Annotated in this window: 17 protein-coding genes; 9 read left to right on the top strand and 8 right to left on the bottom strand. The window is 69.6% G+C overall.

Annotated features, from left to right (window positions below):
• Window positions 1-316: 316 nt before the first annotated feature.
• Together AC5PYY_RS14870 and AC5PYY_RS14875 are read left to right on the top strand one after the other, a co-directional pair.
• On the top strand, window positions 317-2,905 hold the full coding sequence (locus AC5PYY_RS14870) for an ExeM/NucH family extracellular endonuclease (RefSeq protein WP_493897565.1): 2,589 nt from the start codon (window positions 317-319) through the stop codon (window positions 2,903-2,905).
• Between the two features lie 363 nt (window positions 2,906-3,268).
• The gene (locus tag AC5PYY_RS14875; RefSeq protein ID WP_493897566.1) at window positions 3,269-3,466 is read left to right on the top strand and encodes a hypothetical protein; all 198 of its coding nucleotides are present in this window, start codon (window positions 3,269-3,271) and stop codon (window positions 3,464-3,466) included.
• On the opposite strand, the gene prfB is transcribed toward AC5PYY_RS14875, so the two are convergent.
• Window positions 3,411-4,526 carry a peptide chain release factor 2 gene (prfB, locus tag AC5PYY_RS14880; RefSeq protein WP_493897567.1) on the bottom strand — a complete coding sequence of 372 codons (1,116 nt, stop codon included), beginning with the start codon at window positions 4,524-4,526 and terminating at the stop codon, window positions 3,411-3,413. The genes AC5PYY_RS14875 and prfB overlap by 56 nt on opposite strands.
• Window positions 4,527-5,080: 554 nt before the next feature.
• On the opposite strand from prfB, the gene AC5PYY_RS14885 reads away from it, so the two are divergent.
• From AC5PYY_RS14885 to AC5PYY_RS14905, 5 genes are read left to right on the top strand one after another with little or no spacing between them, the layout of a single operon-like run.
• Window positions 5,081-6,025, top strand: coding sequence for a lysophospholipid acyltransferase family protein (locus tag AC5PYY_RS14885; protein WP_493897568.1), 945 nt, complete (start codon window positions 5,081-5,083; stop codon window positions 6,023-6,025).
• Entirely contained in the window at window positions 6,022-6,783 is a 762-nt protein-coding gene (locus AC5PYY_RS14890) for an ABC transporter ATP-binding protein (RefSeq protein WP_493897569.1), read from the top strand. The genes AC5PYY_RS14885 and AC5PYY_RS14890 overlap by 4 nt, the downstream gene beginning before the upstream one ends.
• Entirely contained in the window at window positions 6,740-7,261 is a 522-nt protein-coding gene (locus tag AC5PYY_RS14895; protein ID WP_493897570.1) for an ABC transporter permease, read from the top strand. Before AC5PYY_RS14890 ends, AC5PYY_RS14895 begins: the two co-directional genes overlap by 44 nt.
• Window positions 7,155-9,239 (top strand): ABC transporter permease, encoded by a 2,085-nt coding sequence (locus tag AC5PYY_RS14900; RefSeq protein ID WP_493897571.1) that lies wholly within the window; start codon window positions 7,155-7,157, stop codon window positions 9,237-9,239. The genes AC5PYY_RS14895 and AC5PYY_RS14900 overlap by 107 nt, the downstream gene beginning before the upstream one ends.
• A complete protein-coding gene (locus AC5PYY_RS14905; protein ID WP_493897572.1) occupies window positions 9,236-9,766 on the top strand; it encodes a ThiF family adenylyltransferase in 531 nt (176 codons plus the stop codon). Before AC5PYY_RS14900 ends, AC5PYY_RS14905 begins: the two co-directional genes overlap by 4 nt.
• Here AC5PYY_RS14905 and AC5PYY_RS14910 read toward each other — a convergent pair.
• From AC5PYY_RS14910 to AC5PYY_RS14935, 6 genes are read right to left on the bottom strand one after another with little or no spacing between them, the layout of a single operon-like run.
• The gene (locus tag AC5PYY_RS14910) at window positions 9,727-10,041 is read right to left on the bottom strand and encodes a transposase (RefSeq protein ID WP_493897573.1); all 315 of its coding nucleotides are present in this window, start codon (window positions 10,039-10,041) and stop codon (window positions 9,727-9,729) included. The two genes, AC5PYY_RS14905 and AC5PYY_RS14910, sit on opposite strands and share 40 nt — an antisense overlap.
• A complete protein-coding gene (locus AC5PYY_RS14915) occupies window positions 10,022-11,425 on the bottom strand; it encodes an IS30 family transposase (protein WP_493899390.1) in 1,404 nt (467 codons plus the stop codon). The genes AC5PYY_RS14910 and AC5PYY_RS14915 overlap by 20 nt, the downstream gene beginning before the upstream one ends.
• Complete coding sequence (locus tag AC5PYY_RS14920) at window positions 11,311-12,159, bottom strand: DDE-type integrase/transposase/recombinase (RefSeq protein WP_493897574.1); 849 nt, start codon at window positions 12,157-12,159, stop codon at window positions 11,311-11,313. Before AC5PYY_RS14920 ends, AC5PYY_RS14915 begins: the two co-directional genes overlap by 115 nt.
• Window positions 12,160-12,161: 2 nt before the next feature.
• Window positions 12,162-12,296: a hypothetical protein gene (locus AC5PYY_RS14925; RefSeq protein ID WP_493899402.1), complete on the bottom strand. Its 135-nt coding sequence runs from the start codon at window positions 12,294-12,296 to the stop codon at window positions 12,162-12,164.
• Window positions 12,254-12,463 carry a transposase gene (locus AC5PYY_RS14930; protein ID WP_493897575.1) on the bottom strand — a complete coding sequence of 70 codons (210 nt, stop codon included), beginning with the start codon at window positions 12,461-12,463 and terminating at the stop codon, window positions 12,254-12,256. The genes AC5PYY_RS14925 and AC5PYY_RS14930 overlap by 43 nt, the downstream gene beginning before the upstream one ends.
• Entirely contained in the window at window positions 12,411-12,632 is a 222-nt protein-coding gene (locus AC5PYY_RS14935) for a hypothetical protein (protein WP_493899403.1), read from the bottom strand. The genes AC5PYY_RS14930 and AC5PYY_RS14935 overlap by 53 nt, the downstream gene beginning before the upstream one ends.
• A gap of 44 nt (window positions 12,633-12,676) precedes the next feature.
• Here AC5PYY_RS14935 and AC5PYY_RS14940 point away from each other — a divergent pair, with 44 nt between their 5' ends.
• Entirely contained in the window at window positions 12,677-12,850 is a 174-nt protein-coding gene (locus AC5PYY_RS14940; RefSeq protein WP_493899404.1) for a hypothetical protein, read from the top strand.
• A gap of 86 nt (window positions 12,851-12,936) precedes the next feature.
• Window positions 12,937-13,473, top strand: a complete 537-nt coding sequence (locus AC5PYY_RS14945; RefSeq protein ID WP_493897576.1) for a DinB family protein — start codon at window positions 12,937-12,939, stop codon at window positions 13,471-13,473.
• A 42-nt stretch (window positions 13,474-13,515) separates the two neighbouring features.
• On the opposite strand, the gene AC5PYY_RS14950 is transcribed toward AC5PYY_RS14945, so the two are convergent.
• Window positions 13,516-15,042 carry a beta/alpha barrel domain-containing protein gene (locus AC5PYY_RS14950; protein ID WP_493897577.1) on the bottom strand — a complete coding sequence of 509 codons (1,527 nt, stop codon included), beginning with the start codon at window positions 15,040-15,042 and terminating at the stop codon, window positions 13,516-13,518.
• Between the last annotated feature and the right edge of the window lie 75 nt (window positions 15,043-15,117).

The raw sequence follows: 15,117 nt of genomic DNA on the forward strand, positions 1-15,117 counted from the left end.
TAGCGTCCGAGCCGTCAGCTCGACGTCAAAGGGGACACCACCGTGGCGCAGACTGGCGCGCTCGCGGCTTCCGCAGCGGCCGCCGTGGCCATCGCCGGGATCGGCAGCCCTGCTCTCGCCGCGGGCCGCCCCGGCACCGACCGCAACTCCAACACCGGTGAGGCCATCACCGCCGCCGTCACCCCCGCGGCCGTCTTGGGGGGTGACACCTGGGCGGGTCGCGCGGCTCATGCTGCGCGACCCGCCTCGGTGTGGGTAGGTTCGCCTCAGCCGCAACGACGCGGCCTACCTGTCCCCACTCCCCTGGAGCACGCAGATGCACTTGCCCCCCTTCCGCCGACGTGCCGTCGCGGCCCTGTCCACGGCATCCCTGGCCGTGACCGGACTGGTCGCTCTCGCCCCGGCCAGCCTCGCGGCCGGCCCCGGCCTCGTGATCAACGAGGTCTACGGCGGTGGCGGCAACTCCGGCGCCGACTACACCCATGACTTCGTCGAGCTCTACAACTCGAGCGACGAGGCGATCTCCCTCGACGGGTATGCCGTCGCCTACTACTCCGCGGCGGGAAACCCGGGCGGCGGTTCCTGCGCGCTGAGCGGCACGGTGGAACCCGGCAGCTACTTCCTGGTCCAGCAGGCGCAGGGCAACGGCGGGACGACACCTCTGCCGACCCCCGACGCCGACTGCGGCGCGTCGATGAGCGGCTCCAGCGGCATCGTGGAGCTGACGTCGGCGGACGAAATCGTCGACCTGGTGGGCTACGGGTCGGCCAATCGCTACGAGGGCGGCGGTGCTGCACCGGGGCTGTCCAACACCACCTCCGCCAGCCGGACCGACGCCGTCGACACCGACGACAACGCGGCCGACTTCACCCGCGGCGAGCCCACGCCGACCAGCAGCGGCGGCGGCACCGATCCCGACCCGGAGCCGGAGGAACCGACCGAGGCGACCATCGCCGAGATCCAGGGCACCGGGGACGCCTCGCCCTTGGTGGATCAGGAGGTCATCACCACCGGGGTCGTGACCGCGGCCTATCCCGAGGGCGGCTTCAACGGTGTCTACCTCCAGACCCCGGGCACCGGCGGCACGGCCAAGGCGCCGGGCGACGCCTCCGACGGCATCTTCTTCTACAGCTCGTGGGCTGCGGGGAACCTCGCCGTCGGCGATTGCGTCACCGTCGATGGCGCCGAGGTGGTCGAGTACTTCGGCCTCACCGAACTTTCCGGCGGCTTCGTCGACGCCGCCGAGGGCTGCGAGCCGGTCGTCGCCACCGAGTTGACCACCCTCCCGGCGACCGACGCCGAGAAGGAGGTCTACGAGGGAATGCTCGTGCATCCCCAGGGCACCTACACCATCACCAACAACTACCAGCTCAACCAGTATGGCCAGCTCGGCCTCGCGGTCGGTGACGAGCCGCTCTACCAGGCGACCGAGGTCGTCCTCCCGGGCGCCGAGGCGGAGGCCTACGAGGCGGCCAACCAGGCGAAGTACATCACCCTGGACGACGGATCGAGCTGGGACTTCATCCGCAACGACGCCGCCAAGGAGTCGCCGCTTCCCTACCTGTCCGCCGAGGAGCCGCACCGCACCGGCTCGCAGGTGAGCTTCACCTCGCCGGTCATCGTCGACTACCGGTTCCAGTGGAACTACCAGCCCACCGGGCAGGTGGTCGGCTCGGAGAGCGCCTCCGACCCGATCGCGTCGGAGAACGACCGGGAGGCTGCCGTGCCCGAGGTCGGGGGCACCGTCCAGATCGGCGCGTTCAACGTCCTCAACTACTTCGACGACCTCGGCCGTGACGAGGAGGGCTGTGACTACTACGCCGACCGGTTCGGCGACCCGGTGGCCACGGACTTCTGCCAGGTCCGCGGAGCCTGGAGCGAGCGGGCATACCTCGACCAGCAGGCCAAGCTCGTGACCGCGATCAACGGGACCGACGCCGAGGTGCTGGCCCTGATGGAGATCGAGAACGCCGCCGCCGTGACCTACAAGGACCGGCCGCGCGACGCGACCCTCGCCGACCTCGTCGAGGCACTCAACGCGGACGCCGGCGAGGAGCGCTGGGCCTACGCGCCCTCGCCCACGGTGACCCCGCCGAACGAGGACATCATCCGGACCGCGTTCATCTACGACCCCAGCGCGGTTCAGCTGGTCGGTCCGTCCCTCATCCAGCTCGACGACGCCTTCGCCAACGCGCGCTACCCGTTGGCTCAGGAGTTCGAGGCGATCGGCACGGGGACGTCCTTCGTAGCGGTCTCCAACCACTTCAAGTCCAAGGGCTCGGGCGAGGACGACGGCACCGGCCAGGGCAACGCCAACCCCTCCCGCATCGCGCAGGCGCAGGCGCTCACCGCGTGGGCCGAGGAGATGTTCGCCGACGAGGCGGTCTTCCTCATGGGCGACTTCAACGCCTACTCCAGGGAGGACCCGATCCGCATCATCGAGGACGCGGGCTACCTCAACCTCGCCAAGGACGCCGAGCCGATGTCGGCGACCTACCAGTTCAGCGGTCGCCTCGGCTCGCTGGACCACGTGTTCGCCAACGAGCCGGCGCAGGCCCTGGTCACCGGCGCGGCCGTGTGGGACATCAACGGCGATGAGTCCATCGCCTTCCAGTACAGCCGGCGCAACTACAACGTCGTGGACTTCCACTCCGACGACCAGTTCGCCAGCTCGGACCACGACCCGGTGATGGTGGGCCTGGACACCGGCAGCACGGGCGATGTCGAGGAAGGTGAGCGCCGACGCGAGGAGGCGCAGGCTGAGGCCGAGCGGCGTCGCCAGGAGGCGGAGGAGCGCCGCGAGGCCGCTCAGGAGGAAGCCGAGCGCCGTCGCGCCGAGGCGGCTGCCAAGCGTGAGGAGGCCCAGCGGGAGGCCGCCGAGCGGAGGGCGGCTCGCCGCGGCTGACCACAGGCGGGCGGGTATGACGAAGGGGCCGGTGCGGGGACGCACCGGCCCCTCCGCCGTCTCCGGGTTGCGCACGCGTCATCCCCAGAGCGATGTCGCGACGGCCAGGCCGCGCTAGGTCGAGGCACCGCGCGACGGCGGTGGCATGGCATACCGGAGGAGTTCGGTCATGCGCATACTGATGGGTCTTGTCATCGCGCTGCTCGGCGGCGCCGTGGGGTAATTGTCCTGGGAGATCGTCCCCTCCGCCCGCGACGACTGGACGCCCCTGCATCTGCTGGTAGGCGCCGTGGTCACCCTGGTCGCCGCTGCGCCGGCACGGTGGTCGCCCGCGCGGGTGCCGGGATCGACACCCTCACGGGCGTGGTCGCCCTCGTGGGCTTCAGCCTCACCTGGATCTGGCGCTACCAGGAGGAGACCGGGCTGGTTCTGGCCGGGCTGCTCTTCTTCCTCATCCTGGCCACGGTGCCCGTCGTGGTGGCCGGGTTGCTGACCGGCGTCTGGGTCAGGCGTCGGCGTCCTTCTCCGCAGCCCGCTTCCACCGGATCCCCGCGTCGATGAAGTCGTCGATGTCGCCGTCGAGGACGGCCGCGGTCGATCCGACCTCGTAATTGGTGCGCAGGTCCTTGACCATCTGGTAGGGGTGCAGGACGTAGGAGCGCATCTGGTCGCCCCAGGAGGCCTTGATGTCGCCGGCCATCTCCTTACGCGCGGCATCCTCCTCCTGCTTCTTGAGCAGCAGCAGGCGGGACTGCAGCACGCGCAGCGCGGCGGCACGGTTCTGGATCTGGCTCTTCTCGTTCTGCATCGAGACGACGGTCCCGGTCGGCAGGTGCGTCATGCGCACCGCGGAGTCGGTGGTGTTGACCGACTGCCCGCCCGGGCCGCTGGAGCGGAAGACGTCGACCTTGAGGTCGGACTCGGGGATCTCGATGGTGTCGGTGCTCTCGATGAGCGGCACCACCTCGACCGCCGCGAAGCTGGTCTGCCGCCGGCCCTGGTTGTCGAAGGGGCTGATCCGGACCAGCCGGTGGGTGCCGGCCTCGACGCCGAGCGTGCCGAAGGCATACGGCACCTTGACCTCGAAGGTCGCCGACTTCAGCCCGGCCTCCTCGGCGTAGGACGTGTCGAGGACGGTCGTCGGATAGTCGTGCCGCTCGGCCCAGCGCAGATACATCCGCATGAGCATCTCGGCGAAGTCGGCCGCGTCGACACCGCCGGCGCCGGACCGGATCGTGACGACGGCCTCGCGCTCGTCGTACTCACCGTTGAGCAGGGTCCGGACCTCGAGCTGCTCGACCGCCTTGCGGAGCGCGGTCAGCTCGCGCTCGGCCTCCTCGAGAGTCTCCGCATCGCTCTCTTCCTGGCCCAGCTCGACGAGCGCCTCCAGGTCGTCGATGCGCGCGTCCATGCCGGTGACCTTGTCGTGCTCGGCCTTGGCGCGGGACATCGCGGAGGTGATTTTCTGCGCGTTCTCGACGTCGTCCCACAGGTCAGGCGCGCTGGCCTGGGTCTCGAGCTCGCTGATCTGGGCCTGCAGCCGATCGAGGTCGGTGACGTCACGCACCGACGCCATGGTCGTGCGGAGCTGCTTGATCTCGGTCTCGAAGTCGACTGCCACGAGGGTCCAGCCTACGGCAGTCCTGCGGGCCGGGCTACGAGGCACCGAGAAGGACGCCAGGTTGACCAGATGAACTACAGGTAAACACCAGGTAGCCCGTTCCTTAAACCCCAGTCAGAACTTGGCCAAGTCCGCCCACACGGCCCACGCCCGTTGCCTGACCCCACTACGTTCCTCATGTCCGAGGAGATGTGGCGGGGTGAATGCGCGGCCCCTCTGTGGGGGAGGGTCCACCTGGGTCCCGGCTGCTCGCAGCTGGGACAGCAGGCGGTAGGCACATGGGTTCAACCGCTGCACTTCGGGCTGTTCGCTGTCCGAGCGCTTCGGTGCTGTGTGCCGTGTCATCGAAGACCGATGTTTGGAGGGAGTGAACACCATGACAAAGACGTCCGACCGCATCCTGCCGACCGGCGCCGCGGCCCGCTGCCGCGATGGCGGCTGCCTCTGCACCTGATCCCAGGCACACCAGGGGTGGTGGCTGGGCGCAACGGACGCGCCCAGCCACCACACCCCCATTGTCCCATCACGGCACCTTTCCGACCCCAAGGACGGCCATGTCTGAGCTCCCGCTCTTCACCACCTTCCAGGCCCCCGCACACGCGCAGTGGTTCCGGGCCCTGCAGGCCAGTGGGCCCCGTCGGGCCTGGCAGCGCATGGACGAGCTCCGGGCGCTGGGCGAACCCTTCTACCTCGCGCAGAGCGAACCCACCGTCGAGGAGCTGACGACCCGGACCACCGCCTTCATGGAGCAGCTCCCTGCGCTCCCGACCGAGCGGATCCCCGAAGAGGCCGCCCGGTTCGCCGACTACGGTCCACGGCTGCAGTTCGAGGCGACCTTCATCCACCTCTGGCTGAAGGATCGGCGCGTGCTGTTCGACGAGGTCGTCGATGCCTCGGGTCAGGAGCACCTGGCCGAGGCGAAGAGTCACGGCCGTGGCGTGCTGCTCCTCCCCCTGCACATCGGGCCCTCCTACGCTGCCATCCCCCTGGCGGCCCACTTCACGCCGGTCAAGACCCTCTTCAACAAGATGAACTTCGACGAGATCAAGGCCTGGTCCTGTCCTGACCTCGAGGTCCAGGGCATGCAGCTCGGTAGTGCCAACGCGGCGATGGAAGCCGTCCGGGTGCTTCGGCAGGGAGACACCTTCTGCATGTTCCCCGAGATGGACCCGCGCCACACCACCGACCAGCACCATGTGCCGGTGCCCTTCCTGGGCAGCCAGGTGCTGGCACCCGTCGGGCCCATCGCCCTCAGCAAGATGGCCGGCGCCCCAATGCTGCCGGTCGTGCTGCGGACGGCCGGCCCGGGCCGCTTCGACTTCCGCTTCCTGGCGCCGCTGGCACCGCCCCGGTCCCGGGAGGACATGGACGCCCGGCTCCTGCAGCTGTGGGAGCTCATCGAGCACGAACTGCTCCGGGACCACTTCGGCGACTGGGAGATGTGGTTCTCCTTCGACAGGATTTTCGCGGGCCGACGCCCCGAGCTGGTCGGCGCATGAGGGGTCTGAGCGCCACCGGCATCACCCGCGAGTTCAGCTCCGGGCCGGAGACGGTCACCGCCCTCGACGGCGTCGACCTGCGCATCGCCCCCGGAGAGCTGGTCGCGCTCATGGGTCCCTCCGGATCCGGCAAGTCCACCCTGCTGCAGATCCTGGGCGGATTGGACGAGCCCGACTCGGGCTCGGTCCTCATCGACGGTGAGTCCCTCAGCGACATGGACGACGACGCCCGCACCGTCTTCCGCCGGGAGCGCCTGGGCTTCGTCTTCCAGGCCTTCCACCTCGTGCCCACGCTCAGCGTGCTGGAGAACGTCGCCCTGCCGTTCATCGTCGCGGACCTGCCCCGAAGCAGGTGGGTCGACCGCGCCTCGGAGATCTTGGAGGAGCTGGGCATCGGCGAGCTGGGATCGCGCCCGCCCCACCGGCTCTCCGGGGGGCAGCAGCAGCGGGTCGCCGTCGCGAGGGCGCTGGTGAACCGGCCAGCGGTCGTGCTGGCGGACGAGCCCACGGGGAACCTCGACGAGGAGAGCGCCGAGGTGGTCAAGCGGATGATCCGCGCCGCCGTCCACCCGACGGCCGAGACCTGCGGGGTGCTGGTCACGCACGACCCCGCCGTGGCGGCGATGGCCGACCGGGTGGTGATGCTCGCGCACGGGCGCGTCGTCTCGAGCACCGCGATGGGGCGGTGGTCCGAGAATCAGGGAGGGGACGAACGTGTCGAGAGCCTTCGCGCTCGCCTTGCGTCAGCTGCGAGCTGACTGGCGCCGCTTCACCGTCTGCGCCCTCACACTGGTCGCCGGAGTGGCCCTCATGGTGGCCTCGGTGACCAGCCTTCAGGACATGGAACGCAGTCTGGCCACCTCGGCCAACAGCATCCAGGGTCTGGGCCCGGTCTCCGTCGTGCCCTCCGGTGCCGGAGGATCGCTGGACGACGCCGACGTCCAGGCGCTCACCTCGCTGCCGGACGTGACGCGGGTGATCCCGATGACCTCGTTCTTCACCGTCGGTCGAGGCCCCGGGGGCGCTGAGCACGAGATCAACGTGACGGGCGTGCCCGTGGACCAGGGGCGGCTCGGTGTCGAGGACGCGGTCGACGGCCGGCTCCGCCGCCGGCGCCGAGGAGGCCACTGTGCCCGGATCGCTGGCGGAGCGGCTCGAGGTCGCCCCCGGCGACACCCTGGAGCTGGCGACCGACGGCGAGGTGAGCACGGTCAGCGTGGTCGGGATCCTCGATGAGTCACGGACCCAGGTCTACGCGGGCAACAGCATCTTCGTCCCGCTCCCGCTGGCGCAGGACACCTCGTCGCAGGGGGCCGGGTTCACCCGAATCGACCTGCAGCTCGCCCCAGGGGTGGAGGCGACCCCCTGGCTGGCCGAGCACTCCCCCGCCCTCTCCGCGGACATGAGCCCGATCGACATCGGCTCCGCCGCATCATCCTTCGCGCCTGTCCTCACCGCCGTCCACACGGTGCTCCTGCTCTGTGCAGCGGCCGCACTGCTGCTGGCCGTGGCGCTAATGGCCGTCGCCTTCGCCGCCACCGTGCGCAGCAGGACCCGCTCGTATGCCGTGCTCCGGACCGTCGGTGCCTCGCCCACGTGGCTGCAGCGCTCCGTGCTCTGGGAGGCGGGCGTCCTCGGGTTCGTCGCCTCGGCCGTGGGGGTCGCGCTCGGCGTCGGTGCCTCGGGGCTGGTCAGCATGGCCCTGGCCACCCTCCTGCCGATCGAGTCCAGCACCCCCTCCATCACCTGGTGGGCGGTGCTGGGCGGCCTGTGCGTCGGCACGCTCGCCTGTCTCCTCGGAGCATGGGTCTCGACCCGCACCCTGGCCCGGGCCACCGTCGGCCAGCTCCTCGGTGAGGCTGCGCATCACCCGAACCCCGCATGGATGCGGCGCACCGCCCTGGGCGCTTGCGCGCTCGTGCTCGCCGCCCTGCTGACGCTCGCCCCGTGGTTGCCCGGGTCGGTCGCGGCCTTCGTCCTGGCGCTGACGGGTGCAGGTCTGGTCGCACCAGCGGCCATCCGCGCAGGGGCCTGGCTCCCTCGTGCCGCCCGCTGGCCCGTGGGCATCTCGCAGGACTCGGTGCTGCACAACCAGGCTGCGGGCCCCGTCGTCACCGTCATGTCCATCCTGATCACGCTCGGGGTCTCCTTGTCGGTGGCGGTGAGCAGCATCGGCACCGCGATGACCAACCAGGTCACCCGGCAGTTCGGGGCTGACGTGCAGGTCACCACCGCCTCGCCCCAGGACTCGAGCATCGACGCAGCGCTGCGGACCATCCCCGAGGTGACCACCGTGAGCAGCACCTCCTCCGGACAGGTCGACGCGGTCGCCGCCCCCCGGGACCCCTCATCCTCCCGGCTCGTTCCCGCGCTGGCCGTGGATCCCACCTCCTACTTCGAATCCGCCCAGCTGCCCTGGGTCGACGGAAGTGACGCCCGTACCCCCGCACAGTTCCAGGCCAGCGACAGCTCGGTGGTCCTGCCGGCGAGCCTGGCCGATCAGCTGGGGCTGGCCGTGGGCGACCAGCTCCGGCTCGAGGGCGGTGGGTCGGCGGCCGACGTCGAGGTCGTGGCGACGTACGCCTCGTTGGCGACAGGCATGCAGATCGTCCTGCCCCAGGGCACGGCGAGCACCCTCGGCATCGACGGGGCGACGTCGTGGAACGTCGGCCTCCAGGAGGGCGCCGACCCTGCCGCCACGGCCGAGAGGGTGAGTGAAGCCCTCGCCGGAATTCCGGGGGTGCACGTGTCCACCGCGCACGAGATGCGGGAGATCGCGGAGAGCGAGCTTCGCACCTACACCCTCATTCCCTCCCTCTTCACCGTCCTGGTCGTCGGCCTGGGTGCTATCGCGGTTGCTGGTCTGATCACGCTGGACGTCAGTGGCCGCCAACGCACCTTCGCGATCCTCCGGGCGGTCGGGGGCTCACGGTCCTCACTGCGCGCCTTCGTCCTCCTCGAGGCCCTGCGGTATGCCGTCGCCGGCATCGTCGTGGGTCTCGTGGCCGGTCTGGTCGGAGGAACCGCGCTGAACCACGTGCTGGGGTCCGTCCTGGGGACCAGCACCCGGCTGAGCGTCTCCGTCATCCAGCTGATCCTGATGAGCGGGGGCGTGCTGGTGCTGATGCTCGCAGCCGCGCTGCCCACCGCCCGTCGGGTGTCCCGGCTCCACCCAGCCACCACCTTCGCACCGAGTGATCAGGAGTTCCGATGACCGAGCCAACGCCGCGCGTCCGACCAGGGGTCATGGTCTACGCCCGCGACGGACACGTGCAGTTCACCTCGCTGCTCGACATGTGGATCAAGGACTTCGACGTCGAGGCCCACGTTCCCGAGATCCTGCGCCTGCTGGACGGCAGCCGCACCGAGGCCGACGTTGTGACGGCCTGTCTCGAGGCATCGGTGGCAACCCGGGACCAGGTCGTCGACGTGCTCGGGGTCCTGCAAGAAGAAGGCATCCTCACCACCGCTCCAGCGCCGGAACCGAGCACCGACCGGTACGACCGGCAACGTCGGTTCCTCGACGGGCTCCTGAGCTCCCAGCCGGTCGCGACCTCTGCCCAGGTTGGCCAGGACGCCCTCCGTGCCGCCCATGTCGTCGTCCTCGGGCTGGGTGGCGCCGGTGGCTGGGTCCTGCAGTCCTTGGCGATGTGCGGTGTGGGTCGGCTCTGTGGTTCCCATCAGGTCGTGGAGGGCTTCTCTTACGCGGCGTCCCGGTCGGGGGCTGCGGTGTTCTCGTAGTTGATGGGGCTCATCAAGCCCGCTGAGCTGTGTCGCCGGTCGTGGTTGCAGAACCCGTAGCACCAGTCAATCACGGCTGCTCGTGCCTGGGCGCTGGTCTCGAACTCGTGCCGGGACAGGACCTCCCACTCCAGGGAGGAGAAGAACGCCTCGGCGGCGGCGTTATCGAAGCACGACCCGACCCGGCCCATCGACTGGCGGATGCCCAGCTCGACACAGAGCCTGGTGAAGCTGCTCGCCGTGTACGTCTTGGGTTCAACCGGTCGTTGCAACACCGGGTTGTTGATGGGAGCGTATCTGGTCCTCGAAGACTTCGGCTGGTGTCTTCCACCCGAGGACCTTGCGGGGCCTGTTGTTGAGGGTGTGCGCGACGGCCTCGAGGTCTTCGGCGGACCAGCGGGACAGGTCGGTGCCCTTGGGGAAGTACTGGCGCAGCAGGCCGTTGGTGTTCTCATTCGTCGGCCGCTGCCATGGGGAGTGTGGGTCGGCGAAGAACACCTTGGTGCCAGTCTGGACCGTGAACAGGGCATGGCCTGAGAGTTCCTTGCCGCGGTCCCAGGTCAGGGTCTTGCGCAGCTGCTCGGGCAGCGTGGTCATCGACGCCGTCAGCGCGGCGTTCATCGCCGTCGCGCCGTACCCACCCAGCGATGGTCCGTTCTTGACCGGTGGGTTCTGGCCCCAGCCCTGCATGCGGGGCAGGTGGACCAGGATCGTGGCGCGGCTGCTGCGCTCCACGATCGTCCCGATCGCGGACCGGCCGGTCCCGATGATCAGGTCGCCTTCCCACTGGCCGGGGACGGCGCGGTCGTCGGCCTCGGCGGGGCGCTGGCGCAGGACGACATCGTCCGTGACGTGGCCTTGCGCCTTGTTCTGCGACCTGGCTCGGGGCTGCCGCAGCGCGCGCCCGGTGCGCAGGCAGGCGACGAGTTCCCGTTTGAGTGCACCACGGCCCTGGATGAACAGCGACTGGTAGATCGCCTCGTGGCTGATGCGCATGGACTCATCATCGGGGAAGTCGATTTTCAACCGGTGCGCGATCTGTTCCGGGCTCCACGCCAGCGACCAACGCCGGTCGGCGCGGTGCGGCTTGTTCAACCCTTTCCACGGCGGTGGTGTCGGCCCCGGCACGATCGTGCCGTCAGGGCGACGCACATTGCCGGCGAGCCGGTCTTGGACGTACTCCCGCAGCCGGGGGTTGTCGACCAGCTTGGCGGTCTTGGGGCGCTTGGCCGCCTGCTGCGCCTTCCACTGCGCCACGCTGGCCCGATACTCCTGCTTGCCGCCTCTGGTCGCCGCGTTGCGGCGCAGCTCGCGTGAGACCGTCCCCGGGTCGCGTCCTATCGCCCGGGCGATCTCACGCACACCCTTGTCTTGGGCGCGCTGGATCGCGATCTCCCCGCGTTCCTCGAACGACAGGTAGCGGCCGGTGGGCTCGGCCAGTGAGATGGGCGGCATGCCGCCAGCGTGGCGAAACCACCGTGTTCCGACCGGCACTGACACGCCGACACTCAGCGCCGCGTCTGCCGAGGTGATGCCCGTGGCGATCAGCCGCCAGAACTGCCGCTGCACCACCCGGGAAGGGTCCGGCCGTCCCGGCGAACGCATCGCCGGTCGCAACGCGCGGTCCACACGCCACTGCCGACGCGCGCTTTCGGGCATATCGCTGGTCTTCTTGCTCCAGTCCCCTGTTGCCATCGATAGACACCTCCGTGATCGAGGTGTTGCGACGACCGGTTGAATCCGCCCGTGGACCCGCGGTCGGTGTGGAACACGAGGCGCTCGGACTCCTCCTGCCGCCAGATAGCGTCCTTGCCGCCGCGAGCGGCTACGGCCATCCGGATCGCCGCACACGCCAGGTCGGCGTCAGGATGGGCACTGGTCGCCGCGCCGAGCAGCCGGCGTGAGTACAGGTCGATCACGGTGGCCAGGTAGAGCTTGCCCTCACCGGTGGGGATCTCGGTCATGTCGCCGACCCACCGGCAGTTCGGCGCCGACGCCGTGAAGTCGCGGCACAGCAGGTCCGGGAACGGCCGTTTGGTCTTGTCCTGCCTGGTCAGGCCACCACGACGCTTGATCACGCGAGCCACCAAACCTTGACGGCGCATCGAGTCCGCGACCGTCTTCTCACTGCTCTGCCAGCCGGCATCACGTAGGTCGGCGTGCAGGCGAGGTGAGCCGTGCAACCCCTTCGCCTTGCGGAACGCGAGGGCCACGGCCCGGTCCACCGTGTCACGACGCCGGTCGGTGTCGGTGAACAACCCGCTCGCCGCACCGGACCCGTCAGCGCGCTTGATCCCTTTGTAGAACCACGCCAGCGACACCCCGAGCAGGGCGCAGACCAGCGTGTGCGGCACGGCGTACTTGGTCCTCTGGTCGGCGATGAAACGTGCCACGCTCACTTCGTCGCCTCCTTCACCCACCCGGCCACGGATCGCTTGAGGACATCACGCTCCATCCGCAGCTCAGCGTTCTCCGCGCGCAGCCGCTTCAACTCCTCGTAGTCGTCCTCGGACAGCTCGCCACGACCCACCCGTTCAGCGCGAACACGCTGGACCCAGTTGCCCAGCGTGCCTCGTTCACGCCAAGGTCCCGGGCGACCTGCGCCACCGGCTTCTTGGTCTCCTCGACGATCCGGACCGCTCCCTCACGGAACTCCCGGTCGTACTTCTTCCTTGCCTCTGGCATCTCGTTCCTCATTGTGGATGCCTCTACGCTCCGGGGGAAACCTCACACCGGCCTCGGTCGCGGCCTGAGCGATCGTGGCCTCGCCACGGACCAGCCGCAGCCAGATCTCATACTTCGCCGACGGTGACAGGACCTTCTTCGGCCGTCGCCGCCTCGGCATCGAGGTGTTGTTGCTGCTCATCGTGCCCCCTCCTGGAGGTGTCACGAGGACCGTACCGATGTGGTTTGATCCAGCGCGTCAAACCGGACACGAACGCTCAATTAACTCACTACGAACACCACGAAGCCCTCCGCGCCCTCGGCAACCGATGGGTCAGCATCCTGCACGGCTGCCTCAAACACCGCACCACCTACGACGAACACACCGCCTGGGCACACCGCCAACCAACCGCCGCTTGACACGTTAGAGCCCTGGGATATCTCGTCTGCTCACCGCGACCCCAAAGCACAGGAGATCCGGCGGCGGAGCGGGTAGCGTGAGACACGTGACGGAGATCCAGATCGACGACGAGGGCCGCCCGGAGCCGCTTCTGGGCGCTGACGAGCTCGCGACGTTGACCGGCTTCCTCGACTTCCAGCGGGCCACGCTCGAGTGGAAGACGCGGGGGCTCACGAGCGAGCAGCTGCGGCTGCGCCTGCCGGGACACCCCTCTGGTATGACGCTCGCCGGGCTGCTCAAGCACCTCGCCTACGTCGAGGACTACTGGTTCACCGAGGTCGTGTCGGGCCGGCCCATGCCTGCGCCCTGGGACGCCGTGGACTGGACGGCCGACGAGGACTGGGACTGGCACAGCGCGGTCGTCGACGATGGGGACGCTCTCCGCGAGCTCTGGGAGACATCCGTCACCCGCTCGCGCGCCGCCGGCGCCGGCGCGCCGCTGGACCAGCGCCATTCCGCCTGGGGCGGCCGCGCGGAGGTCTCCGGCCGCTGGGTTCTGACCCACATGATCGAGGAGTATGCCCGGCACAACGGCCACGCCGACCTGCTCCGGGAGGTCATCGACGGTCAGACGGGCGAGTAGCCCGCCCCACGTCAGCGACGGGCCAGAGCAGCACCTGGCGGCTCAGGCGTAGACGCGCAGCTGGGGCACCGGTCGCGCTCCCGCCTCCATGCTGGTGCCGAGAGCCAGCGACTCCTGCAGGTAGTCCAGGGCCTGCACCGCCGTCCATCCTTCGGGGTGGCGGGCGATGAGTTCGTGGGCGCCGGTGAGGTCCTGACCGAGGGTCACGAGGGTGTCCTCGACGTAGCCGTCCTTGCGCTCCTGCCCCATGCCGATGTTGGCCATGAGCCCGTTGCACAAGCACTTGCGGCCCACGGTCTCGGCCTCGTCGCCACCCTTCTTGAGATACATGTGCACCGGCTCCGAGGCGCAGCGGTAACCGATCTCGCCGTCCTCGCGCTCGTAGGGCTGGCGCAGGTAGGACAGGTCGCAGAGGCGCGGGCGCGCGTCATACACCTCGACCTGGCTCGCGGTGCCCTCAAGCGTGGCGACCTTGAACGGGAACCCGGTCGGGCTAGCGCGGGGGTCGTTGCGCACGACGAGGTCTCCGCCGCGCAGCTGGCCCATGAGCTTGGCCCGCGGCTCGGGCGCGAGACCGGAGTCGGAGGACAGGGCGAAGAGCGTGCCGACCTGCACCCCCACCGCGCCGAGCTCGACGGCCTCGGCGACCTTGTCCGGGGTCGAGTAGGCCCCCGCCATCCAGAACGGCATGCCGAGGTCGACCATCTTGGCGAGGTTGGCCTCGTCGCGGTCGCCGTAGATCGGCTCGCCCGCCTCGTCGAGCTGCATCTTGCCGCGGGGCGGGGCCGAGTGGCCGCCCGCCGGCGGCCGCTCGACGACGAAGCCGTCGGGGCGGATGTCGGGGTCGCGGTGCAGGTAGTTGGCCAGCTGGTCGACCGAGATGATCGCGAGGAAGTCGGGCTTGTCCAGGGCGGGCAGGTCGTCGCCGAGCAGGTCGACCGGGTCCACCTCGATCCGCCGGCGCAGACTGCCCCCCGCCACGTCGGCCGAGATGCTGCCGGCCTCTCCGGCCGCCAGCGAGCGCAGCAGCTGCGGGATCTCACGCGGGATGCCCGCCCCCATGAGGACGTAGTCGACGCCCGCGAGCATGGCGCCGAAGAGCGCGGTCGGGTTGGCCATCTGGATCTTCTCGAGGCAGTTGATGCCGACGAGGCCGTCGTGCCCTTCCTTGGCGAGCCAGACCTCGGCGAAGTTGCCGACGACACCGAGCTCCTGCCCGGCGCGCGCCGTCTGCAGGGTCAACTTCGGGATCGGCTTGTAGGACGCGCCCGGCTCCTTGCCGCCTTCGATGAAGTACTTGTCGAGCACCCGCTGCGCCATCGCCGGGCTCGGGAAGGCAGCGAGAGCGCGCCGGTAGTGACCCCCCGGGTCGCCGTCCTGCAGGACCCGGCTGATCACCGCGTCCATCGCGGTGCCCGAGACGACACCGAGCTGGCCTGCCTGTGACACCTGACGGGCCAGTCTCCAGCCGGAGACGGCCACCCCCATGCCGCCCTGGATGATGACAGGGCGGTGTCGCTCGGGGGTCGACGGCTCGAGGTCGACGGGCTCGGTCGGGAGTGCGGCCATGCCGGGGGGAACCTTCCGTTGGCGGGGACCTACGTAAGCGTAGGTTTCGGTCGCGTAACCTACGGTAACGTAGGT

This window comes from Serinicoccus sp. JS2-9, from assembly GCF_059025165.1.

Coding starts and splice junctions, on each gene's coding strand:
- AC5PYY_RS14870 (WP_493897565.1), top strand. CDS start 317: ATGCACTTGCCCCCCTTCCGCCGACGTGCCGTCGCGGCCCTGTCCACG.
- AC5PYY_RS14885 (WP_493897568.1), top strand. CDS start 5,081: ATGTCTGAGCTCCCGCTCTTCACCACCTTCCAGGCCCCCGCACACGCG.
- AC5PYY_RS14890 (WP_493897569.1), top strand. CDS start 6,022: ATGAGGGGTCTGAGCGCCACCGGCATCACCCGCGAGTTCAGCTCCGGG.
- AC5PYY_RS14905 (WP_493897572.1), top strand. CDS start 9,236: ATGACCGAGCCAACGCCGCGCGTCCGACCAGGGGTCATGGTCTACGCC.
- AC5PYY_RS14915 (WP_493899390.1), bottom strand. CDS start 11,425: ATGCCCGAAAGCGCGCGTCGGCAGTGGCGTGTGGACCGCGCGTTGCGA.
- AC5PYY_RS14930 (WP_493897575.1), bottom strand. CDS start 12,463: ATGAGGAACGAGATGCCAGAGGCAAGGAAGAAGTACGACCGGGAGTTC.
- AC5PYY_RS14935 (WP_493899403.1), bottom strand. CDS start 12,632: ATGAGCAGCAACAACACCTCGATGCCGAGGCGGCGACGGCCGAAGAAG.
- AC5PYY_RS14950 (WP_493897577.1), bottom strand. CDS start 15,042: ATGGCCGCACTCCCGACCGAGCCCGTCGACCTCGAGCCGTCGACCCCC.